General features: G+C 72.8%; 19 protein-coding genes. 12 read left to right on the forward strand and 7 right to left on the reverse strand.

The genetic code is table 11. From position 1 onward, the window contains the following. Positions 1–23: 23 nt before the first annotated feature. From kstD to ACFWFZ_RS01595, 3 genes are all read right to left on the reverse strand, one after another. Positions 24–1,817, reverse strand: coding sequence for a 3-oxosteroid 1-dehydrogenase (gene kstD, locus ACFWFZ_RS01585; RefSeq protein ID WP_387114945.1), 1,794 nt, complete (start codon positions 1,815–1,817; stop codon positions 24–26). A 78-nt stretch (positions 1,818–1,895) separates the two neighbouring features. After that, positions 1,896–2,513: a hypothetical protein gene (locus ACFWFZ_RS01590; RefSeq protein WP_387114948.1), complete on the reverse strand. Its 618-nt coding sequence runs from the start codon at positions 2,511–2,513 to the stop codon at positions 1,896–1,898. A gap of 198 nt (positions 2,514–2,711) precedes the next feature. Then, positions 2,712–3,836, reverse strand: a complete 1,125-nt coding sequence (locus ACFWFZ_RS01595; RefSeq protein ID WP_387114950.1) for an aminoglycoside phosphotransferase family protein — start codon at positions 3,834–3,836, stop codon at positions 2,712–2,714. A 229-nt stretch (positions 3,837–4,065) separates the two neighbouring features. On the opposite strand from ACFWFZ_RS01595, the gene ACFWFZ_RS01600 reads away from it, so the two are divergent. Further along, positions 4,066–5,562: a hypothetical protein gene (locus tag ACFWFZ_RS01600; RefSeq protein WP_387114952.1), complete on the forward strand. Its 1,497-nt coding sequence runs from the start codon at positions 4,066–4,068 to the stop codon at positions 5,560–5,562. Positions 5,563–5,813: 251 nt separating this feature from the next. Here the strand turns inward: ACFWFZ_RS01600 and ACFWFZ_RS01605 are convergent, their stop codons facing one another. Next, positions 5,814–7,238, reverse strand: a complete 1,425-nt coding sequence (locus tag ACFWFZ_RS01605; RefSeq protein WP_387114955.1) for a PP2C family protein-serine/threonine phosphatase — start codon at positions 7,236–7,238, stop codon at positions 5,814–5,816. Between the two features lie 673 nt (positions 7,239–7,911). On the opposite strand from ACFWFZ_RS01605, the gene ACFWFZ_RS01610 reads away from it, so the two are divergent. The 8 genes from ACFWFZ_RS01610 (at position 7,912) to ACFWFZ_RS01645 (ending at position 16,564) form a co-directional block, all read left to right on the forward strand. Continuing rightward, positions 7,912–9,396: a helix-turn-helix domain-containing protein gene (locus tag ACFWFZ_RS01610; RefSeq protein ID WP_387114958.1), complete on the forward strand. Its 1,485-nt coding sequence runs from the start codon at positions 7,912–7,914 to the stop codon at positions 9,394–9,396. Positions 9,397–9,617: 221 nt separating this feature from the next. Continuing rightward, a complete protein-coding gene (locus tag ACFWFZ_RS01615) occupies positions 9,618–9,860 on the forward strand; it encodes a helix-turn-helix domain-containing protein (protein ID WP_356812795.1) in 243 nt (80 codons plus the stop codon). Between the two features lie 160 nt (positions 9,861–10,020). After that, positions 10,021–10,428, forward strand: coding sequence for a hypothetical protein (locus ACFWFZ_RS01620; protein WP_387114961.1), 408 nt, complete (start codon positions 10,021–10,023; stop codon positions 10,426–10,428). Next, positions 10,425–11,216, forward strand: a complete 792-nt coding sequence (locus tag ACFWFZ_RS01625) for a transcriptional regulator (protein WP_387114963.1) — start codon at positions 10,425–10,427, stop codon at positions 11,214–11,216. The genes ACFWFZ_RS01620 and ACFWFZ_RS01625 overlap by 4 nt, the downstream gene beginning before the upstream one ends. A gap of 68 nt (positions 11,217–11,284) precedes the next feature. Further along, complete coding sequence (locus ACFWFZ_RS01630; RefSeq protein ID WP_387114965.1) at positions 11,285–11,704, forward strand: roadblock/LC7 domain-containing protein; 420 nt, start codon at positions 11,285–11,287, stop codon at positions 11,702–11,704. A 107-nt stretch (positions 11,705–11,811) separates the two neighbouring features. Further along, the gene (locus ACFWFZ_RS01635; RefSeq protein ID WP_387114966.1) at positions 11,812–12,186 is read left to right on the forward strand and encodes a hypothetical protein; all 375 of its coding nucleotides are present in this window, start codon (positions 11,812–11,814) and stop codon (positions 12,184–12,186) included. A gap of 193 nt (positions 12,187–12,379) precedes the next feature. Next, a complete protein-coding gene (locus ACFWFZ_RS01640; RefSeq protein ID WP_387114968.1) occupies positions 12,380–15,955 on the forward strand; it encodes a CDP-glycerol glycerophosphotransferase family protein in 3,576 nt (1,191 codons plus the stop codon). A gap of 126 nt (positions 15,956–16,081) precedes the next feature. Then, positions 16,082–16,564 carry a VOC family protein gene (locus ACFWFZ_RS01645; RefSeq protein WP_387114971.1) on the forward strand — a complete coding sequence of 161 codons (483 nt, stop codon included), beginning with the start codon at positions 16,082–16,084 and terminating at the stop codon, positions 16,562–16,564. Between the two features lie 90 nt (positions 16,565–16,654). On the opposite strand, the gene ACFWFZ_RS01650 is transcribed toward ACFWFZ_RS01645, so the two are convergent. After that, a complete protein-coding gene (locus tag ACFWFZ_RS01650) occupies positions 16,655–17,389 on the reverse strand; it encodes an NAD-dependent deacetylase (RefSeq protein WP_387114974.1) in 735 nt (244 codons plus the stop codon). Positions 17,390–17,552: 163 nt separating this feature from the next. Here ACFWFZ_RS01650 and ACFWFZ_RS01655 point away from each other — a divergent pair, with 163 nt between their 5' ends. From ACFWFZ_RS01655 to ACFWFZ_RS01665, 3 genes are read left to right on the forward strand one after another with little or no spacing between them, the layout of a single operon-like run. Next, positions 17,553–18,011: a hypothetical protein gene (locus tag ACFWFZ_RS01655; RefSeq protein WP_387114978.1), complete on the forward strand. Its 459-nt coding sequence runs from the start codon at positions 17,553–17,555 to the stop codon at positions 18,009–18,011. A gap of 48 nt (positions 18,012–18,059) precedes the next feature. Next, positions 18,060–19,019: an ATP-grasp domain-containing protein gene (locus ACFWFZ_RS01660; protein ID WP_387114981.1), complete on the forward strand. Its 960-nt coding sequence runs from the start codon at positions 18,060–18,062 to the stop codon at positions 19,017–19,019. Next, the gene (locus ACFWFZ_RS01665) at positions 19,016–19,870 is read left to right on the forward strand and encodes a GNAT family N-acetyltransferase (RefSeq protein WP_387114984.1); all 855 of its coding nucleotides are present in this window, start codon (positions 19,016–19,018) and stop codon (positions 19,868–19,870) included. Before ACFWFZ_RS01660 ends, ACFWFZ_RS01665 begins: the two co-directional genes overlap by 4 nt. A 114-nt stretch (positions 19,871–19,984) precedes the next feature. Here ACFWFZ_RS01665 and ACFWFZ_RS01670 read toward each other — a convergent pair whose 3' ends face one another. Further along, the gene (locus ACFWFZ_RS01670) at positions 19,985–20,428 is read right to left on the reverse strand and encodes a subtilase-type protease inhibitor (RefSeq protein ID WP_387114987.1); all 444 of its coding nucleotides are present in this window, start codon (positions 20,426–20,428) and stop codon (positions 19,985–19,987) included. Positions 20,429–21,062: 634 nt separating this feature from the next. Next, complete coding sequence (locus ACFWFZ_RS01675; RefSeq protein WP_387114990.1) at positions 21,063–21,524, reverse strand: Crp/Fnr family transcriptional regulator; 462 nt, start codon at positions 21,522–21,524, stop codon at positions 21,063–21,065. Positions 21,525–21,548: the final 24 nt, after the last annotated feature.

A 21,548-nucleotide genomic window follows, 5' to 3' on the forward strand; every position in this document is an offset into this window, starting at 1 on the left:
GCCCGCGGCCGGGTCCGATCACGTCACGCGTCCGCGATGTCGTTGGCCGCCACGTAGCCGAACGTCATCGCGGGGCCGATCGTCGACCCGGCCCCCGCATAGCTGTGGCCCATCACCGCGGCACTGGCATTGCCGGCCGCGTACAGGCCGCGGATCACCGAGCCGTCCGCCCGCAGCGCCCGGGCCCGTGCGTCGGTGACGATGCCGCCCTTCGTACCGAGATCCCCCGGCACGATCTTGAACGCGTAGAACGGCGGCACCCAGACCGGCGCCAGGCACGAGTTCGGCAGCACGTTCGGGTCCGTGTAGTAGTGGTCGTACGCCGTGTCGCCCCGGTGGAAGTCGGAGTCGGTCCCGCTCCACGCCTGCGCGTTGAACCGGCCCAGGGTCGCCCGCAGCGCAGCCGCCGGCACCCCGATCTGGCCGGCCAGCGCGTCCCACGTCCACGCCTTCTTCGCCGCGCCCGCCTGGTACCACGAATCCGGGAAGGGAAGCGTCGGCAGGATGTCCTTGAACAGGTACTTGTTGCGGTAGTTCTGATCCACGATCAGCCATGCCGGAATGTGCGACCCGGCCGCGCCCCGGTCCTTCTCGTACATCACGTGCACCACGTCGCTGTACGGCGCCGCCTCGTTGACGAAGCGCGTGCCGTTCGCGTTCACGATCAGCCCGCCCGGCAGGGTCCGTTCGGCCAGGCAGAAGTACGGCTCCCCGGGCAGCGGGATCGACGGCCCCCACCACGCGTCCTCCATCAGGGCCAGCGCCGCCCCGGCCCGCTGACCCGCCAGGATGCCGTCGCCCGTGTTCTCCTTCGCGCCCACCGACCACTGCGTGCCGATCGGCTGCTGCTGGTAATGCGCCCGCATCGCCGCGTTGTGCTCGAAGCCGCCCGAGCCGACGATCACCCCGCGCCGGGCCCGTACGGTGCCCCGGACGCCCTCCTTCTCCACCACCACCCCGGTCACCGCGCCGCCCTCCTGGACCAGATCGACCAGCGGGCTGTTCAGCCATACCGGCACCCCTGCCCGCTGCAGTCCGACGCGCAGCCCGGCCGCCAGGGCCTGCCCCATCGTCAGCGGCTTCTCGCCGCGCAGCGCCGCCTTCGTCCCGCGTGCCAGGCACTCGGTGGACACGGCCAGCCCCTTGGCGCTGACCGCCGCGAGGTTCAGCCACTTGTAGTCCTGGCTGAAGACCACCATCCCGGCCGGCACCGGTAGGTACGCCGGGTTCAGGTGGGCCAGTTCGCCGCCCAGGAGACGGCCGTCGATCTGGTCCGGCTCGATGGACCGGCCGTTCGGCAGCCCGCCCGGCAGATTCGGGTAGTAGTCGCTGTACCCCTCCATGAAACGGAACCCGAGGGGGCTGTTGGCCATCACGAAGTCCAGCATCCGGGGCCCGTTGGCGAGGAACGCGGCCTGGCGGTCGGCCGGAACCTCCGGCCCGACCACGGCCGCGAGGTACGTCGCCGCCTTCTGCGGGGTGTCCGGCACGCCCGCGCCCAGGATCACCGCATTGTTCGGCAGCCAGATACCGGCCCCGGAGCGCGCCGCCGATCCGCCGAAGGTGGGCGCCTTCTCGACCACCAGCACGCTCAGCCCGCGCTTCGCGGCGGTGAGCGCGGCGGTCATCCCGGCGGCCCCGGATCCCACCACGACGACGTCGTACTCGCCGAGCGGAGGCCCCTCCTGGGCCCCGTCGGCCCGCGCCGCGGCGGACGGCAGCACGGTGGCGGCGAGCACCCCGGCCCCCGTACCGGCGAGGACGGCGCGTCTGGACGGGAGGGCGGCGGGGGATGTGCGGGAAGCGCTTGCGGACATGGGCAGGCTCCAGCGGTGTCGGGGGAAGGGGAAGACTCCAGCATGTCTGATGCTGAGTCAGAAAAGGTGTTCGGGGGATCATGTGATGTCAAGGCATCCGGCGCCCGCGTCTGCCGTACGCCGCTTCCAGTACGCCACCGTCACCACGCCCAGCAGCGGGCCCCACAGCACCAGCGGGGCGTAGCAGACGTAGAACCAGAGGGCGGTCCAGCCTCCCGCCTCGCTGGGGAAGTCGGCGGGCATCGGATCGCCCTGGAGGGTGGTACCGGCCACCTGGGTCACCGGCGCGAGTACGGTCCACAGGGCGGTCAGTGCGAGAGCGCCGAGCGCGGCGGGGACGACGGCGGCCGCCACCGGGATCCGCCGGCCGCCCAGCAGCGGGAGCCGGCGGGGGACCACTTCCCCCCACGCGGCCACCAGCCCGACCGCGGTGAACGCCAGCAGCTCGGAGAGGACCGAAAGGATGACGACGTACATTTCGAGCGGCAGCCAGTCCGGCAGACTCCCGCTGTCCGCCGCGGAGTGGTCCACGAAGAGGAGGCCCAGCCGCCAGAGGCCGGACGGCAGGACGGCGAAGGGGATGGCGTACGCGGCGATCCGCGCCCAGCGCGGGACCCCCGCCACCGGCGTGTGCGCGGCCTTCCAGGCGGCGCTGACGCGACCGCCCGCCGGGCGGGCATCGGCATGAACGGACATGACTTCCTCCGGAGCGGCGGGCACTGCTTGCCCGGTCTGCTCCGAAGATCGCAGCCGCCCCGGTGCGCGCGGATCGCCCGCCGGACGGATTCGCTGCCACCGTACGGGGGAGGAGGATCAGCCTCGCGGCGTACGCGCCCGCGCACGAGCGAAGTCCCGTGGCGGTGGGGGCCACAGGACTTCGCGTACGGGGGACGGTCAGCGCGTGCCGACCGCCGCGCGCACCGCTCTGCGCGCCATCCCGGCGTCGTCGTGCAGGCGGCGGAGCAGCAGCCGCTGCTCCTCCCCGGAGGACAGGGCGCCCATCGGCAGCGGCTGGGCCGGGGCGGTCGCCAGCATCGAGCGCTGCACCGCCGTCTCGGACATCCGGATCTCCCGCGTCAGCACCAGCATCAGGTTGATCAGGAAGGCGTCCCGGGCCACCGGACCGGCGGACTGGGCGAGCCGGCTGATCTGGGCGCGGGCGGCGGGGGCGTCACCGAGCACCGTCCACAGGGTGGCGAGGTCGTAGCCCGGCAGGTACCAGCCCGCGTGCTCCCAGTCGAGCAGCACCGGACCGGCGGGGGACAGCAGCAGGTTCGACAGCAGCGCGTCGCCGTGGTTGAACTGGAGCGCGGTTCCCGACACCTTGACCCCGTGCAGCAGCTTCTGCAGGTCGCCGAGGTCCCGGTCGGTGAGCAGGCCCAACTCGTAGTCGCGGGCGATCCGCCGGGCGTAGTTCATCGGGGTGCCGAACAGCTCGGCCGGCGGCTGCCACTGGTTGACCCGGCACACCGCGCCCAGGGCCGCACGGAGGTCCACCCGCGGCGGCGGCTCCACCGGGTGCCGCTGGAGCGCCGCGACCCGGCCCGCCATCCTCTCGACCACGAGCGTGCAGTTCTCCGGGTCGGCGGCGATCAGGCGCGGCACCCGGACCGGCGGGCGGTGCCGGACGAACGTCCGGTATGCCGCTATTTCGTGCCGGTAGCGCTCACGCCACTCGGGCGAGTGGTCCAGTAAAACCTTCGCCACGGCGGTCATGCGCCCGGTGGTGCCCACCAGGAGGACCGAGCGGCCGCTGCGCCGCAGCACCTGTACCGGCGCGAACTCCGGACAGATCCGCTGCACCGAGGCGAGCGCGGTGCGCAGTTGCGCACCCTGCGGCCCCGAGAGATCGATTCTTCCGCTGACGGGCTGGGACCCGGCGCTCGGCATCCGCCGCGCCCGGAGTGTGCCCTGCGCCGCGGCCGACGTGCGGCCCGGCTCGAGGTAGGGGCCGCCGCCCGCCGGGAGCGTGCGGTGCGACCGGACCGGTGCGGACACGGAGGACGTTGCTGCGTACATGGTGATACGGATCCCTTCGTGCGCCGACGAGTTGCGTACGCCACCCCGCCGATCCCGTGCTTCACCCTGGGGAGTTCCGCCGGTGACCGGGGCGGGGAGGCGCATTCCTACCTGACACCCGGCGCAAGGTGGCGAACCATCGGGCGTGCCCTGGCGAAGCCTGGCGAATAGTCGCTGGGCATCTGACGGGGGGCTACTGTCAACTCAGCCGAGAACCTGGGGGCTTGACGTGAGCAAAGGTCCAAACACCCGCTTGAACGACCTGTTCGGCCTGGCCGGCTGGTCGAAGGGCGAACTGGCGAGGATGGTGAACCGGCAGGCGGCGGCCATGGGCCACCCCCAACTGGCCACCGACACCTCGCGGGTGCGGCGCTGGATCGACATGGGGGAAAGCCCCCGCGAACCGGTGCCCACGGTACTGGCAGCACTGTTCACCGAGCGGCTCGGTCGTGTCGTGACCATCGAGGACCTCGGGTTCGTACGGCAGCGGCGCACCTCGAGACGGCAGCCGGACGGGGCTCGCGAGAACCCCGACGGCATGCCCTGGGCGCCCGAACGCACAGCCGCGGTCCTCACCGAATTCACGGGAATGGACCTCATGCTCAACCGTCGCGGTCTGATGGGCGCGGGCGCCGTGCTCACCGCCGGCTCCGCCCTCAGCAACGCCATGTACGACTGGCTGCACACCGACCCCGCCCTGGCGAAGACGACCCCGGCGCGCTTCGGGGACTCCTTCCAGGCCGACCCAGCGGGCTACGACCGCTACGAGGCCGCCCCGATCGGCTCCCAGGAGATCGAGGCGCTGGAGCGGTCCGTCGAGGTGTTCCGCGCCTGGGACGCCTCCAGAGGAGGGGGGTTGCAGCGCAAGGCCGTCGTCGGGCAGCTCAACGAGGTCGGCGGGATGCTCGCCTACCACCACCCCGACCACCTCCAGCGGAGGCTGTGGGGGGTGGCGGCCAACCTGGCGGTCCTCGCGGGCTGGATGTCGCACGACGTGGGCCTCGAACCCACCGCGCAGAAGTACTTCGTCATCGCCGCGCACGCGGCCCGCGAGGGCGGCGACCGCCCGCGCGCGGGTGAGGCGCTGTCCCGCGCCGCCCGCCAGATGGTCCACCTCGGCAAGCCGAACGAGGCCCTGGACCTGATGAAGCTCGCCCAGTCCGGCTCCGGCGAGCAGACCCTCCCGCGCACCCGCGCCATGCTGCACACCATCGAGGCGTGGGCGCAGGCCGCCATGGGCAAGGGCCAGGCCATGCGCCGCACCCTGGGCGAGGCGGAGGAGCTGTTCGTCTCCGACAAGGGCGACGTCCCGCCGCCGAGTTGGATGCAGCACTTCGACGAGGCGGACCTGCACGGCATGCAGGCGCTCGCCTACCGGACCCTCGCCGACCACGACGCCACGGCGGCGCCGATCGCGGCGCGCCACGCCAAGGAAGCCCTGCGGCTGCGCGGCGAGGGCTACCAGCGCTCGCAGATCTTCGACTACATCTCCCTGGCCTCCGCCTGCTTCATCGCCGACGAGCCGGAACAGGCTGACCGCTACGCGCGCCTGGCCCTCGTCTCGATGAACGAGACCTCCTCGCACCGGACCTGGGACCGGCTGCGCGAGATGTACCGGCTCACCGCCCAGTACGCGGGGTACGCACGCATCGAGGACCTGCGCCAGGAGATCGAGCTGGCCCTCCCCGACACCCCGGCGTCGAGCGGCCGGTCGGCGGGGGCGTAAGACCCCCGGCCGGCCCCCGCGCCGCATCGGGTTCCACATGCCCTCCACGGCCGGTGCGAGGACGAGACCGGCACGTCGAGACCGGGCCCTGCGAGTCCGGGTACGCCGACGTGTCGACGACGGGTGCGCAGACACGAGAGCGCACACACGAGACCACGAGAGCGCACACGAGACGAAAGAGACGAGAGAGGCCGCGCCGTCCGGCGCGGCCCTGAAGTGCGGACGAACGGTCCCGCGGCCGGCCCGGTGCCCTATCCGCCGACCCGTGCGACGAGCACGCAGGCGTCGTCCTCCCGCTCGGCCTCGCCGAACTCCTCGACCACGAGCCGTACGCAGTCCTGCGCCGACCGCGCCGCCGACAGCCGCGGTGCGAGGGCGAGCAGCCGCTCGGTCCCGTCCGCCCGGCTGAACTCGATGCTGCGCGGCGTCAGGCCGTCCGTGTGCAGGACCAACAGGTCGCCGACCTCAAGCCGCTCCTCGGCCTGCCCGTACGAGGCCCCGGAGGTCGCGCCCAGCAGGATGCCCTCCGGCGGCGCCAGGGCGCGGCCCGATCCGCGGCGGAACAGCAGGGGGGCCGGGTGGCCCGCCTGGGCCCAGGTCAGTACCCGGCGCACGGGGTCGTAGCTGCAGCACACGGCCGAGCCGAGGGCGGGCTGGACGGAGGTCTCCAGGAGCTGGTTGAGCCAGCCCATCAGCGGCCCCGGCGCGATCCCGGCCATGGCCATGCCGCGCAGGGCGCCGAGCATCATCGCCATGCCGGAGGTGGCGGTCACGCCGTGTCCCGTCAGGTCGCCGACCGTCAGCAGCGAGGAGCCGTCCGGGAGTTCGAGCGCGTCGTACCAGTCCCCGCCGATCAGTGCGCTCGTCGCGGAGGGCAGGTAGTGCGCGGCCACGTCCAGCGAGCCGGCGTCGCTGTGCGGGAACCGCAGGGAGCCGCGCCACGGGGGGAGCACGGCTTCCTGCAGCTCGACCGCCAGCCGGTGCTCGGTCTGCGCGATCTCCCGCTGGCGCTGCAGCGAGTCACGGGACTCGCGCACCGCCCGCTGGCTGCGGCGCAGTTCACTCACGTCCCGCAGCACGGCCCACATGGAGGCCGCGCAGCCGTCGGAGTCGAGTACCGGCTCGCCCCTCATGTGCAGCGTCCGGACCCGGCCGTCGGCGCGGACGATGCGGAACTCCCCGTCGATGGGCCTGCCGTCCACCAGGCAGGCGGTGACCCATGCGGTGAGCAGCGGCTGGTCCTCGGAGAACAGGGTGGAGCCCAGTTCGTCGAGGGGGAGTGCACCCGCCTCGGGGGACCGGCCGAAGATCTGGAACAGCTCGTCGGACCAACTGACCTCGTCGGTCAGCAGGTTCCACTCGGCGCTGCCGACCCGCGTCTGGGCCTCGGGCGCGGCTTCGGGAGCCGCCTGCGGGAACGCCGCGGCTGCCTCGGGGACCGGAGGCAGGCCCTCCTTGAGCTGGCCGAGGTGCTCGCGGAGGTCGTCGAGGTGGTGCACGGCGAGATCGCACAGCGCGCGCTGCCAGCGGCCCTGGGCGTCGTCGTCGTCCACGACGGTGTCGCGGCGGACCGCGTCCACGTCCCCCCGGAGGCGCCGGGTCTGAGAGATCAGTGCGTCCACCGACCCCGGCTCGGGCGGCTGCGCGGGACGGTCCGCGAACAGGTGGGACGGCATGAGAACTCCGATACAGGCGCGGCACGGCCAAGTCTGAAGGAAGGACCGGTAACGACTGTTGCACAGGCGGCGACACTGTGTAAGACGTTTGGCAACATCCGCTACGTTCTTGCTTCTGGTATATGCCCCAGGCCTTGCGGGCCCGCCGCCGTGTGCGAACGAATCCGGTCAGGGGCTTCGGGGCCGTGGTGCGCGGGTCTGCTGGTGGGGCGGAAGGTGCGTCGGGGAACCGATGGCCGGAATCCGGCCGTCCGAACGCTGTGACTCGATCAGAAGCCCGATGTGTACGAGGTGTTCGGCCGCGCCGTCCATGCCGGGACCGGTTCAGGGCGCGCACCGCAGTACCCCCGAACGGAGGACCCCCGCGCCCGGTACGGCGGCGTGATCGGGGCTTCCCGGCAGGTGTCCCAGCCGCTACCCTACGCGCCGGTAATAGGCCCGGGAGGCCCGGGAGGCCCGAGAGGCCCGGGGCGCCTGCGCAGGGCCGGCCCGCCGGGATGTGAGCGGCGGATCCCGGTGCCTCCCCCGTGTTCGTACTCATGGGCGCCGGGATCCGTCCGCTCGTGGACCAACCTATGCGGGCGCGCGGCCGTCCGCAGGGTTCGGTGTGCCCAGTGACCGGCCGAGACCGGTATCACAGCGCACAGTGTGCGGCGGGTGGTTCAATGCGCCGGTGTCACGGTCCGACGACGTACTCAAGGTCCACCGGCTCGCCCACACCGGAGGGTCGGCCGCGCTGCTGGAGTGGCTCGCCGCCCGCCTCGGCGGATGGGCCGGGGTGGTGCGCGCAGGCGGTCCCGGCGCTGCCGAGGCGGACCGGGAGCAGGCCGGGCAAGCGCCCGCGGCCGCCGTCCGGGGCGCCGCCGAGATGAGCGCCCGCGGCGTACGGTCGGCCGTCCTGCACGGCGACGGGTCCGCCACCCTGCTGTTCGCGCTGGACGCGGGGCGGGCAGGGGACACCGGACGTGCGCTGGCTGCCGTACTGCCGCTGCCGCACCCGCCCGACGCGCCCGCGCTGCTGGCGGACGCGGCCGTACCGCTGGCCCTCGTGCTGCGTGCCGAGGAGGCCCAACGGCGGGAGGAGAGGGCCCTGATCGCCGAGGCGCGTGCCCGCGAGGCCGTGCTCCACCTGCTGATGAACGACCGGCTCTCCACCGCCCACCAGATCGCCGAGGCGCTGCGGCCCCCGCTGCCCGACCCGATGCGGATGTACGTCGCCGAGTGCCGCACCGGCCGGCGCGCCGAAGTGGCCCGCCTGTGTCAGGAGTTGACCGGCGGTCGGGCCTGGGTCGTGCGCTGCCCGGTCTACGTGCGCCACCTCATCATCCTGGTCCCGGCCGACGCGGAAGCGGTGTCCGCCGAGCACGACCCCCTGGCCGGGGCGCTGACGGCGACCGCCCCGGACTGTGCGGTCGGGGTCAGCGGGGAGCTGGCCCTGGGGCAGGCTCCCACCGCCTACACCCAGGCCTTCCACGCCCTGGCCGTCGCCCGCGGCCGCGACGAACGGCACGCCCGGTTCGGTCCCGGTCCGGAGCTGGCTCTCGCGGCCCACGAGGCCGGGGCCGACTGGGCCGGAGCCCTGCTCGCGCCCCTCCACTCGTACGCACCCCGGCGCCCCCAGGACCCCGGCGGGCAGGAACTGCGCGCCACCGCCCACGCCTGGCTGGACTTCGGCCCGCACGCCACCCGGCTGCTGAAGGTCCACCGCAACACCCTGGCCGCAAGGGTCCGGTTGGTCGAGACGCTGCTCGGGCTGGACCTCGGCCGCCTCGGCGACCAGGCGGCGCTCTCCCTGGCGCTCCGGCTGACCCCGGCCGCGGGGCGGGGGAGCGGCACCGCGGCCCCGGCGGCCGCCCCCGAGCTGGACGCGGTCCTGCGCGATCCGCGGCTGACCGAGTGGGCCCGCGCCCACCTGAGCCGGCTGACCGGCCCGGACGCCCCGGCCGGCGCCCGGACCACCGTCCGCACCTGGCTGGAGCACGACGCCCGGCTCGCACCGGCCGCCGCCGCGCTCGGGGTCTCCGTCCCCGGCGCCCGCAAGCGGCTGGCCCGGGTCGAGACCCTGTTGGAGCGCTCGCTGCTGCAGTCCCCGAGCGTCCGGTACGACCTGTGGCTGGCCCACCGGGCCGAAGAGCTCGCCGGGGGACTCACGCCGTGAAGGGGATGTTCACCGAAGGAGATGCGGTCTCGGCGCGGAGTGCCGGCCGCGGCGGCCGCCGGCCGGGGTTCCCGCTTCCGCATATGTCACCCGCACGCGATGGCCGGAGCCACCGGGTCCGGTGATCTTATGCTCGGGTTTACGCGCGTCCGCTGGTTTTGGGGGCGGCGAGCGACTTTGATGGGTGTGCCAGGCCTCGCACCGGAGCAGGGGGACCAGTCATGGGAACCGACCGCATCCAGAAGGACAGCACACCTACCCTGATCGGTTCCGTGCAGCGCGCGCTGCGCCTTGTGGAAGCGATGTACGCGGAAGGCGGGGCGACCGCCAAACGGCTCGCGCGGGTCACCGGGATCCCCCTGCCGACCGTCTACCACCTGCTCCGCACCCTCAGCCACGAGGGCTACGTGGAGCGGGAGGGCGGGTCGTTCCGTCTCGCGGACGATCTTCCACTGGCTTCGTGATCAGATTCCGACGCGTTCCGGCCAAGCTCATACACGCTGAATGGCATGTTCCAGCGGAAAATGCCAGAACGCCCTTTCGCCCTGCGGAACTTGAGTAAGTTCCCTCCTGTCGCGCCGCACTACCGTGCACACCGCACGTCCGGCCGGGAGGGGAGCCCGCGTGCCCGGGATCGACGAATGCCTGCTCGAAGCCATGGCCCTGCCTGGTGCGCGGGGGGCCGCGCTGGTCGACTGGAGCAGCGGTCTGGCTCTCGGCACCATCGGGGAATCCCCCGTGGGGGACCACGAGACCACCGCCGCCGAGACCGCCGAGCTGGCCCGCGCGGCCGCGGAGTACGAGTCCTTCGCCCGCGCGGAGACGGGTCCCGGTGACGGGGCGGGCACCGCCGGCCCGGCCGTCGAGGACCTGATCGTCACGACCCGCGGCGGCTTCCACCTCCTGCGCTTCGTCGAGACGAGCTTCGACAGCAGCGTCTTCCTGCACGTCTGGCTCGACCGGGCGGACGGGAACCTCGCCCTCGCCCGCCTCAGACTCAGGGCCCTGGCCGAGGGACTGGTGCTCAGATGACCGTCCCGGCAACGGCCCCGAGCACCTTCGCGGCCGTCTCCCCCCTCCTCACCCGGCTCGCCGCGGAGCGGGCCACCGGCGCTCTGCTCCGCGACCGCGGCACCCTCTTCCTGGAGGACGGGCGAATAGTCCACGCGGAGAGCCCCGCCACCCCCGGCCTCGACGTCCTCCTCACCACCGGCGGCGGCCTCGCCCCTGAAAGGTGGCGCGAGGCGGTGGACCGGGCCGGGGCCCGCCGGCAGGTCGCCCGCTTCCTCGTGGACAGCGGCGGGCTCGCCGACGGGGAGCTTGAGATATGCCACCTCGCCGCCATCTTCGACGCCGCCTTCTTCGCACTGTCCCCGGGCAGCGGACCTTCCCGGTTCCGCCGCGGGGCCACCCACTGGATCGGCTCCCTCCGCTCCGTCGCGGCCGCCGCCGTCGAACGCGAGACGCGGCGCCGCCGCGAACTGCTCGACGCCGTCTGGCCGTACCCCCTGCTCGACACCGCCCCGGTGGTGGCCCGCGCGGCCGCGCCGGGCCAGACCGTCACCGCCCGGCAGCGGATGCTGCTGGACCGGGCCGACGGCGTGCGCACCCCGGCGGACCTGGCCTGGGCGCTGGGCAGGCCCGCCTTCCACACACTGCTCGACGTACGCCGCCTCGCGGCTGCCGGACTGGTCGAAACGCCGCACAGCCCGGCCCCCCCACCGGTCGAGGTACCCCTGCCCGACTGGATGACCCAGGCCCAATCCCCGGACGTGGCGCTGCTCCGCCGGTTACGCGACGCACTGGAGGCAAGCCTGTGAGGCTCCCGCTGCGACCGGCCTTGCGCGCCGACCGCTCCGAGCGTAGGCAGCCCGAAAGGAGAAAGGACATGAGTACGCTGCCCCCCGAGGCGGAGGCCGAGATACTCGCCGAGCTCCGCAGGCTGCGGGCCCGCCTACCCCAGCTCACCGGCGCCCTCGCCGCGAGTACCGACGGCTTCGTCCTCGCCCAGGACAGCGCCGCCGCCGAGGCAGAGGCCGTCGCCGCCCTGACCGCCGCCGCCCTCGGCGTGGCCCAGCGGCTCAGCGACAGCACCGGACAGGGCGCGTTCCGCGAACTTCTCGTGCGAGGGTCCGACGGATACGTCGCGACCTACGCCGCGGGCATGGCGGCCGTGCTCACCCTGACCGCCGAGCCGCGGGTCAACGTCGGGCGCCTCCATCTGGAGGCCCGGCGCTCCAGCCTGCGCATAGCGGAACTCATCGAACACACCCTCGCGCGCAGGGGCTCCGGCACCGCGCCCGACTGATCCGCGCACGGGCCGACCGCAGGGGCGGACCGTCGCATTCCAGACAACTACAGCCAGTCATCTCGAAACAGCAACCAGCTACAGCGAAACGGAAAGAGGAACCTCTCATGGTCAATGTGGAGACCGCGCTCAAGGAAGCCACCACCGTCATCGAGGGTGCGCTCGGCGCGGCCCTGGTGGACTACGGCAGCGGCATGGCCCTGGGCACCATCGGCGGCGGCAAGGACCTCGACCTCGCGGTCGCGGCAGCCGGCAACACGGACGTGGTGCGCGCCAAGGTCCGCACGATGGAGCTCCTCGGCCTCAAGGACGAGATCGAGGACATCCTGATCACCCTCGGCAGCCAGTACCACCTGATCCGGCTCATGAAGGGACGGGGCTCCGTGGGCTTCTTCCTCTATCTGGCCCTCGACAAGAAGCGGGCCAACCTCGCCATGGCGCGCCATCAGCTGAAGAAGATCGAAGCCGAACTGGAGATCTGAGCGGGTCACCGGCCGGGACAGATCGCGTCCCATCCACAGCGGCGAAGTGGCGGACGGCTGAATTCTTTGCCGTCCGCCCCGGCGATCAGCGCCCTATGCCCCATATGGGTGGAGTTTATAGCTCTGTTACAGAGTAAGATGCTGTGAGCTGATCATCGAAAAAGCAAAAAAAACGCTGGAGAAACCGCCACCCATGCCCCCGCGCCTGAGCATCGTCGTCCCCGTCTACAACGTCGAGCTCTACCTCGACGAGTGCCTGGAATCCATCGCCGCTCAGACCTTCGGCGACTTCGAGGCCATCCTCGTGGACGACGGCTCCACGGACACCAGCGCCGTCATAGCCAAGGCCTTCGCGGCGCGCGACAAGCGCTTCCGGGTCGTCATGCAGGAGAACGCCGGCCTCGGCGCCGCCCGAAACGCCGGCGCCCGCCACATCCACCCGGACAGCGAGTACCTGGCCTTCGTCGACAGCGACGACACCATGCCGGACTACGCCTACCAGCGCCTGATCGAAGCCCTGGACGAGACGGGCTCGGACTTCGCCGGCGGCAACGTCAAGCGCTTCCGCTCGGTCGGCATGAACCAGTCGTGGGGCCACCGGGCAGCCTTCGCCAAGACCCAGCTCAAGACCCACATCTCCAAGTTCCCGGCGCTGGTCACCGACCGTACCGCCTGGAACAAGGTCTACCGGCGCACCTTCTGGGACGAGCACGGCTTCCAGTACCCGGAGGGCATCCTCTACGAGGACGCCCCCGTCAGCATCCCCGCGCACTACTTCGCCTCCAGCGTCGACATCCTCAGCGACTGCGTCTACCACTGGCGCGTCCGCGAGACCGGAGAGCGCTCCATCACCCAGCGCTCCACCGACCCGATCTCCCTCATCGACCGCGTGAAGTCCGTCCGCCTGGTCCGCGAGTCCCTCAAGGCCAAGCAGGGCCCCAAGTACGTCCGCTACCTGCGCGACTACGACTACAACGTGCTGAGCGAGGAACTCCCGCTCATCTACAAGTACGTCGCCGAGGGCGGCCCCGACTTCCGCGCAGCGTTCGTCAAGGAGGTCGGCGGCCTCGTCCGCGAGATCGGCACCGGCCCCTGGCCCGACCTGACCGTCGCCGACCGCCTCAAGGCCTACCTCGCCGGAGAGGGCCGCGTCGAGGACTTCATCGCGCTCCTGCACCACCAGCGCGACTACCACTACAGCGTGCCGGTCAAGGGCCTCGCCCGCCCGCAGGCCGACTACCCCTTCCTGCAGGGCCGCCCGCCGGTCCCCGCCAAGATCCTCACCCTCGGCACGCGCGAGCGCCGCGTCGTCAGCCGCCTGGAGCAGGCGGCCTGGTCCGACGGCAAGCTGCTGCTGCGCGGCTACGCCCTGCCCGGCCACCTCGGTGCGGAGAGCCGCCTCGGCTCCCGCAAGATGCTGATCTTCCGCGAGGGTGGCAAGCGCCGCCGCTCCGTCGTCAGCACCCGTACGGTGGCCTCCCCGATGGCCACCGTGAAGTCCCCGCACCTCGCGCTGCGGCACGCCGACTGGGCCGGCTTCACCGCCGTCGTCGACCCCTCCATCTTCCAGTCGGGCGGCAAGTGGAACGACGGGATATGGACGACGTCCATCGCCGTCACCGGCGCCGGCGGCCTGCACCGCGCCCGCCTCCGCGGCGGTGAGCACGACACCGGCCAGAACCCGCCCCCCTTCTGGGTCGCCCCCGACGTCCGGATCGTCCCGGCGGTCTCCGGCGCCCTCACCATCCAGGTCGAGATCGCCCGCGCCCGCGCCCTGGGCGCCCGGCCCGCCGGCGGCGACGCCGTGGAGATCGTCGGCGAGCTCTCCGCCGGCGTCGAGGCCGCCCGCCTCAAGGCCGTCCACGTCTCCACCGGCACCACCGTCGACTTCCCGGTGGAGAAGGGCGCCGCCACCGCCGGGCGCACCCCCTTCACCGCCCGCGTCACCCTGGCCGACCTGGCCGCCGTACCGGACGCCGAGTGCGAGCCCGGCGAATGGACCCCCGAGCCGTGGAGCCTCTCCGTGATCGGCGCCGACGGCACCGAGCACCGCCTGGTCCACGACGAGCGCGGCGGCTTCAACGGCCTGGTCGTGCCCCTGCCCGGCGGGGCCGCGGGCCGCACCCTGTTCGTCAAGCGCGGCAACACCGGTCACCTCACCCTCTCCGTGCAGCCCTCCCCGCCGCTCGTCGACGCCGTCGAGGTCGAGGACGGCGCCCTGACCCTGCGGGGCCGGTTCGTCGCGCCGACCGACGAGCCCTACGAACTCGTCCTGCACAACGCGCACGGCATGGAGTTCAGCTACCCGGTCACCCGCGACGGCGACGGCTTCGAGACCACCTTCAAGCCCGTGCTCCCCGAGCCGTTCGCAGGCCGCACCACGCTCCCCGAGGGCCGCTGGTGGCCCACCCTGCGTCCGGTCGCCCAGGGCGGCACCACCGCCGGCCTGCTCGGCGTGGACCGCGGGGCCCCGGTCCAGATGGCACCCGGCCTCCTCTTCGCCGGCCCGCACCCCCTCACCGCGCAGGGCCGCCGGATGCGGATCGAGACCCGCTTCCACGACCGCATGGCCCTCGTCGCCGACCCGCTGCTGAGCCCGCACGACCGCTCCCGCTACGCCCAGCGCGTCGCCCGCTTCGAGACGTACCCGGCGCAGCGCGCCCTGCCGGTCAGGGACATCGTCGTCTACGACACCTTCCAGGGGCAGGGCGCCGGCGACGCACCCCGCGCCATCCACGAGGAACTGCTGCGCCGCGGCGAGAAGCTGGAGCACGTCTGGCTGGTCCGCGACGGCCGCGCCGAGGTCCCCGCGACCGCCCGCGCCGTGCAGTACGGCAGCGTGGAGTCCTGGGAGGTCCTCGCCCGCGCCCGCTACTTCGTGACCAACGACAGCGTGCCGGCCCTGTTCCAGCGCCGCCCCGGCCAGGTCGTCGTCCAGACCTGGCACGGTACGCCGATCAAGCAGATCGGCCACGACTTCGTGCACGACTACTACACGAGCCCGGAGATCCTGGAGGGCCTCGCGCACGACAGTGCCCAGTGGACCCTGCTCGCCTCCCCGAGCTCCTACGCGACGCCCCTGCTCAAGCGCGCCCTCGGCTACGAGGGCGAGGTCATCGAGGCCGGCAGCCCGCGCACCGACGCGCTGGTGCGGCCCGACGCTGAGCGGATCGCCGAGGTCCGGCGCCGGCTGGGCCTGCCCGAGGGCAAGAAGGTCGTCCTCTACATGCCCACCTGGCGTGAGAACTGCGAGGGCTGGTCCGGTGGCTACAAGCTCGACCAGCGGATCGACCTGGACCGGGCCCGCCGCGAGCTGGCCGAGGACCACGTCCTGCTGATCCGCGGCCACCACCACGTCACCGAGCAGGTCCGCGAAGGCGTCCGCGACGGTTTCGTCGTCGACGTGTCCCGCTGGCCCGACGCCGCCGACCTGCTGCTCGTCGCCGACGTGCTGATCTCGGACTACTCCTCCGCGATCTTCGACTTCGCGCTCACCGACCGGCCGATCCTGCTCTTCACGTACGACCTGGAGCACTACCGCGACACGCTGCGCGGTTTCAACTTCGACCTGGAGGAGAAGGCGCCCGGACCGCTGCTGGCCGACTCGGACAGCCTGATCGAGGCCGTGCGCAACGCGGACGCGGTCGGAACCGAGTACGCGGCGGCGCGGGCGGCGTTCCGCGAGGAGTTCTGCGACCTGGACAACGGCGACGCCGCCGAGCGCGTCGTCGACCGGATGCTCGCCCTGGGCGCGGAGCCCGCGAAGTAGGCCGTACGGTCGAATTCCCGGCCGAATGACGACCGGCCCCGGGCCCACCGATGAATTTCGGGCCCGGGGCCGGTCTGTATGTGTGGAAGCGGTATCCACCGTCCATACACCGGCCTGGAGGCAGAGATGAGCGGCAACGGTTTCACCACGTGTCTGTGGTTCGACGGCGACGCGGAAGCGGCGGCCGACTACTACCTGTCCGTCTTCAAGGACGGCGGGATCGGGCGGATCGCGCGCTACACGCACGCGACCCCCGAGCAGGAGGGCTCGGTGATGACCGTCGAGTTCGAAATCAACGGGCAGAGGTTCGTCGGCCTCAACGGCGGACCGCAGTTCCCCTTCACCGAGGCGATCTCCTTTCAGATCGACTGCGCCGACGAGTCCGAGGCGGACTACTACTACGACGCGCTGACCCGGGACGGCGGCCAGGAGTCAGCCTGCGGCTGGGTCAAGGATAAGTTCGGGGTGTCCTGGCAGGTCGTCCCGCCCGGTGCCGTCGAGCTCGTCAGCGACCCGGACCCGGGGCGTGCCGCCCGGGCCACGGCCGCGATGCTGAAGATGAAGAAGCTGGACGTGGCGGAGATGCGCCGCGCAGCCGACGCAGGCTAGTGCCGCGCCAGGCAACGTTTGCCCGACGGGGCGAACGTTGCCTGACGCGGCACTAGGTCCACTAGCGAACGTCTGCGGTCACGGCACCGGCTACGCCGCGCCTGCGGCGATCCTGGTCAGGAGGGCCGGGAGGGCGGTGCCGATCGGTTCGCGGACGACCTCGTGGGCGAGGGTGTCGTACGGGGTCTCCTCCGCGTTCACGATGATCAGCCGGGCTCCTGCCTCCGCGGCCATTCCGGCCAGGGAGGCGGCCGGCTGCACCCGCAGCGTCGACCCGGCGGCGACGAAGACCTGGCATCCCTTGGCCACGGCCATCGCCTGCCCCAGCACCACGGGGTCGAGCCGCTGGCCGAACATCACGGTCGCCGCCTTGAGGATCCCGCCGCACGCCAGGCAAGCGGGATCCGGTTCCCCGGCGGCGATCCGGGCCAGCGCCGCGTCCATCTCCGACCGCGCGTGGCACGCCGTGCACACCACGGACCGGGCGGTTCCGTGCAGCTCGAACACCTTCCGCGCGGGCATCCCGGCGAGCTGGTGCAGTCCGTCCACGTTCTGGGTGATGACCCGTACCGGGGTGCCGCCGCGTTCCAGCTCGGCCACGGCCACGTGTGCGGCGTTCGGCCGCGCTCCGAGCGCGCCGATCTCGGCCCGCATCAGCCAGGACCGCCGCCGGACCTCCGGATCGGCCATGTAGTACTCGTAGGTCACGAGCTTCTCGGCGTCCGGGTCACGGCGCCACAGGCCCTGCGGCCCCCGGTAGTCCGGAATTCCGGAGTCGGTGGACATCCCGGCCCCACTGAACACTGCGACGAGCGGCTTCCCCATGCGCCCGACCCTACGGAGGATTTCCGCCCGCCCGCGACCCCATTACCGCGCGCCGACCGCACGGGGGAGGCAGGGGCGTTTCTGCGGTGAATCCCGACCCCCGCAGGAGTGAGATCCGGGCCAGGGGTTCCCGGTGGGCCGGCGGGGCGGGTACACACCGGACATGATGCTGAAGCCCCACAGCCTTGGTGCCCTGCTGCTGACCCTGTCGGCCCTGCCGGTGATGGCGCCCGCCCCCGCCGTCGCCTTCGCCGACCCCGGCCCCGCCGCAGCCGCGCCCGTAGCGCCCGCCGCCGCCCCCGGAGGGCACACCGCGGACCAGATCGGCCGCTTCCTCGCCCGCTTCTACAGGACGCACGGGCCGTCCGCGCACGACCGCCGCCACCACGTCTCGCAGGTGCTCCTGGAAAGACAGGCGACCACGCAGTCCGACGTCCTGCTCTGCGCGCAGAACGAACCGCGGGACATCGGTATCGGCCCGGTCACCGTCGCCCAGGCGGCCGGGGTCGGCTGGGCCACCGTCACCACCCACTGGGACGCGGACAGGACCGACACCTTCACCGCGTACGTACGCCTCGACTCCAAGCCGATCCGGATCGACGACGTGATCTGCGCGGGCTGAGTCCGGCCGTTCGGCGGCGGTCCGCGCCGTCCTCCGTAAGGTGGGCGCATGCCCACGACGACCGAGGACGCGACCGCCACCGTCCTGTACTGCCGCGACCCGCTGAACGGGCGCCGGGTCGATGCCCACTTCGCGCAGGAGGCCCGGCGGTTGCGCGCCGCCGGGGGCAGGGTGCTGCTCGTGGACCACGACGCGCTGCTCGCCAGGGACGCCGAGCGGGCCCTCGCCCGGGTGCCTGACGGCGCGGGTGCGGTCTGGTACCGGGGCTGGATGGTGCCCGCGGACCGGTACGGGGCACTGGACGCCGCCCTGCGCCGCCGCGGCGGCCGGCTCGCCGTCACCGCGGAGGAATACCGCCGGGCGCATGAACTCCCCGGCTGGTACGGGGCCTTCGCCGACCTCACCCCGGCCAGCGCCTGGCTCCCGGCGGATCCGGGGCGGACGCCGGACCCGCAGCGGCTCGCGGCCCTCGCCGCGGGCCTCCCGCCCGGTGCCGGCGTGGTCAAGGACTACGTGAAGTCCCGCAAGCACGAGTGGGACGAGGCCTGTTACGTGCCCGACCTCGGCGACGCGGCCGCTCTGCACCGGGTGGTCGGCCGGTTCGTCGCGCTCCAGGAGGAGTTCCTGGCGGGCGGCGTGGTCCTGAGGGTCTTCGAGGACTTCGTCGCGCCGCCGACGCGAGCGGGTACGGCGGTCGCCGCGGAGGTGCGCGTGTGGTGGCGGGACGCGGAGCCGCGGCTGGTGACCGCCCACCCCGACAGCCCGGTCGCCGACGTCGTGACCCCTGACCTCGGACCGGTCCGCGAGGCCGTCGAGGCGCTCGGATGCCCCTTCGTGACCACCGACCTGGCCCTGCGCGCCGACGGCGTCTGGCGCGTCGTCGAAGTGGGCGACGGGCAGGTCAGCGACCTGCACCACGGGGCCGATCTCGACGCCTTCATCCGGATTTTGGCGGCCGGTCAGGCACCCCTGCGTACACGGGCGGCATCTGGTACAACACCGCTATGACGGGATTCGAGATCACCGGGGCGAGCGCCGCCGACATGGAGATGATCCGCGGCTGGGCCGAGGAGGAGGGCTGGAACCCGGGGGACTCGGACCGCTTCGCCTTCGCCGTGGCCGACCCCGGCGGCTTCCTCGTCGGCCGGCTCGACGGGGAACCGGTGGCCTGCATCTCCGCCGTCCGCTACGGAGCCGGCTTCGGCTTCATCGGCCTCTACATCGCCCGCCCCGCCTTCCGCGGCCGCGGCTACGGCATCCGGCTCTGGCGGGCCGGGATGGAACGCCTCGACGGGCGGCTCGTCGGCCTGGACGGCGTCGTCGAGCAGCAGGAGAACTACCGCAAGTCCGGCTTCCGTTCCGCATGGAACAACATCCGCGTCGAAGGCGTGCCCCAGGGCGACGACGCCGCGGACACCGGCGACGGCGTCGAGATCGTCGACGCCGCCACGCTCCCCTTCGGCCTGCTCGCCGCCTACGACCGGCGGTTCTTCCCCGCACCGCGGGACGCCTTCCTGTCCGCCTGGACCGGGCTGCCCGGACGGACCGCCCTGGCGGCCGTACGCGACGGCCGGATCGAGGGCCTGGGGGTGATCCGCCCGTGCAGTGCCGCCCACCGGATCGGCCCCCTGTACGCGGCCACTCCCGCGGTGGCGGCGACCCTGCTGCGGCGGCTGGCGCGGCACGCTCCGGGCGGGCTGGTTTCCGTGGACGTACCCGACGCGAACCCGGAGGCGACCGCGCTCTTCAAGGACCTGGGCCTGGTCCCGACCTTCGAGACCGCCCGGATGTACACCGGCCCGGTCCCGGACCTCGCCCTGGCCGAGCTGTTCGGCGTGACCAGCCTCGAACTGGGCTGAGGCCAGAAACCGTTGTGCGCCGGGTCCGTGGAGATGCGGGCCGCTGAGGATGCGGACCGCTGGGGGCCGGGCGGCGGTCGCACGGCGTCGCCCGGCCCATCGCGTCACGCGGGATCAGAAGCCGAAGAGCGCGCCCGTGGTGTTCCGCAGGCCGCACGGATTGGCGAAGGTGTAGGTGTAGTTGAGCCGACGGCCCTGCCAGACCCCGTCGGCCGTCACCGTCATCGGGTTCCACTCCCTGGTACAGACGGCGTCGGCGGCGGGCGCCGCGAGCGGGTCGAGCTGCGCGTCGGCCGCACGTAACTCACGGCACGCGGCTGCCGCGTTCGGGTGGGTCCCGCCGGGCCCGGGCGAGCAGACGAGCGTCACCGCCCGCAGCACCGTGCCGGTGTCGGCGTCCGGGCCGGCCGTCACGCTGAGCACCAGCGCGGACGGCGCGTACAGACTCTGCGTACCGGCCGGCGCCGCGCCGGCCGTCCCGGGCCAGGCCAGCGCGGTGAGCGCGGTGAGCGCCATGGCGGCGGAACCGAGTCCGAGACCCCTTGCGATGGACCGCATTTCGAACACTCCCTTGGGTTGGTGTTGCGGATAGCGGACAGAGTCTTGCCGACGGGAGCCGCGAACGCCCGTTCGGCCCCCCATTTTTCGTCACCGATCGTGTACGGATGAGTGCAGACCGCAGCCGCGGCGGAGGCGTGACCTGTGCGGCAGCGGGCAGCCGAATCGGCCGAACACCGACCGGAAGACCTCCCCGAAACATGCGGCGGCCCGCCGTCATCCGCCCGAAACGGAGGGCCGGAGGGGTGTAGCGGCCCTGCGGCGGGGCCGGGTCGGGACACGGAACCGGCCCGGCCGAGCCCGCCGTAACCGACCCGACGGCCCAGGCCCCACCCTGATCCGCCGGGCGGCGGCCGGCCGTGTGGACCCGGCCGGCGCGCCGGAGTCGGATCGCGTCGCGCCGTGGAACGCGTGCGGGCGGTGCCCGGCACGTATGGGGGGAGGGCGTCGCGTTGATCCGCTCCGGAGCCCGCGCCGCCGGCATACCCCTCGTCGCGGCCGGGTCACCGACCCGGTCCGGTACTTCGCGGGGTTTCCAGTGCATCGAGTTGCCCCGCGGCGTCGCGACGCCCGGCACGCACCCTCGGCGCACCGAACGCCGCTCCTTGCTCCACGGGGCAACTCGATACAGACCCTAGCCGGGCCCGCCCAGGCGCGGGGCGTACAGGTCCAGCAGCCGGGTGCGCGTCTGCTGGAGTCGCATCGCGAGCACGCGACCGACCCAGTGCCCGACCGCGGACCCGAAGGCGGGATCGGCGTCCATCAGCATCCGTACGGCCGCCGCGTCGAACTCGTACGCGCGCACCGGTGTCATCGCCTCCGCACTGAGCTGCCACACGTACGGAGGGAACAGCCACGACCAGCCGACCAGCTCGCCGGGGCCGAGGTTCTCCACCTGCGCGGGTCGGCGGCCGGCCACCGGCACCTCCAGGGTCACCGTGCCCGAGCGCACGATCCAGAAGGAGTCCGCCCGGCGGCCCTCGTCGAAGATCCGTGCGTTCTCCGGGAAATTGACCTCACGGGCCTGCGCCATCAGCCGTTCACGGTGCTCCGTGGACAACACGGCGGCTATGCGGATGGTGGAAGGTGTGCTCACGACGGCCTCCGATCGGACCCCCCG

It is taken from the genome of Streptomyces sp. NPDC060232 (genome assembly GCF_042726555.1).
Classification (GTDB): domain Bacteria; phylum Actinomycetota; class Actinomycetes; order Streptomycetales; family Streptomycetaceae; genus Streptomyces.

Coding starts and splice junctions, on each gene's coding strand:
- ACFWFZ_RS01650 (WP_387114974.1), bottom strand. CDS start 17,389: ATGGGGAAGCCGCTCGTCGCAGTGTTCAGTGGGGCCGGGATGTCCACC.
- ACFWFZ_RS01670 (WP_387114987.1), bottom strand. CDS start 20,428: ATGCGGTCCATCGCAAGGGGTCTCGGACTCGGTTCCGCCGCCATGGCG.
- ACFWFZ_RS01595 (WP_387114950.1), bottom strand. CDS start 3,836: ATGTACGCAGCAACGTCCTCCGTGTCCGCACCGGTCCGGTCGCACCGC.
- ACFWFZ_RS01630 (WP_387114965.1), top strand. CDS start 11,285: ATGAGTACGCTGCCCCCCGAGGCGGAGGCCGAGATACTCGCCGAGCTC.
- ACFWFZ_RS01635 (WP_387114966.1), top strand. CDS start 11,812: ATGGTCAATGTGGAGACCGCGCTCAAGGAAGCCACCACCGTCATCGAG.
- ACFWFZ_RS01660 (WP_387114981.1), top strand. CDS start 18,060: ATGCCCACGACGACCGAGGACGCGACCGCCACCGTCCTGTACTGCCGC.
- ACFWFZ_RS01655 (WP_387114978.1), top strand. CDS start 17,553: ATGATGCTGAAGCCCCACAGCCTTGGTGCCCTGCTGCTGACCCTGTCG.
- ACFWFZ_RS01615 (WP_356812795.1), top strand. CDS start 9,618: ATGGGAACCGACCGCATCCAGAAGGACAGCACACCTACCCTGATCGGT.
- ACFWFZ_RS01625 (WP_387114963.1), top strand. CDS start 10,425: ATGACCGTCCCGGCAACGGCCCCGAGCACCTTCGCGGCCGTCTCCCCC.
- kstD (WP_387114945.1), bottom strand. CDS start 1,817: ATGTCCGCAAGCGCTTCCCGCACATCCCCCGCCGCCCTCCCGTCCAGA.
- ACFWFZ_RS01590 (WP_387114948.1), bottom strand. CDS start 2,513: ATGTCCGTTCATGCCGATGCCCGCCCGGCGGGCGGTCGCGTCAGCGCC.
- ACFWFZ_RS01640 (WP_387114968.1), top strand. CDS start 12,380: ATGCCCCCGCGCCTGAGCATCGTCGTCCCCGTCTACAACGTCGAGCTC.
- ACFWFZ_RS01665 (WP_387114984.1), top strand. CDS start 19,016: ATGACGGGATTCGAGATCACCGGGGCGAGCGCCGCCGACATGGAGATG.
- ACFWFZ_RS01645 (WP_387114971.1), top strand. CDS start 16,082: ATGAGCGGCAACGGTTTCACCACGTGTCTGTGGTTCGACGGCGACGCG.
- ACFWFZ_RS01605 (WP_387114955.1), bottom strand. CDS start 7,238: ATGCCGTCCCACCTGTTCGCGGACCGTCCCGCGCAGCCGCCCGAGCCG.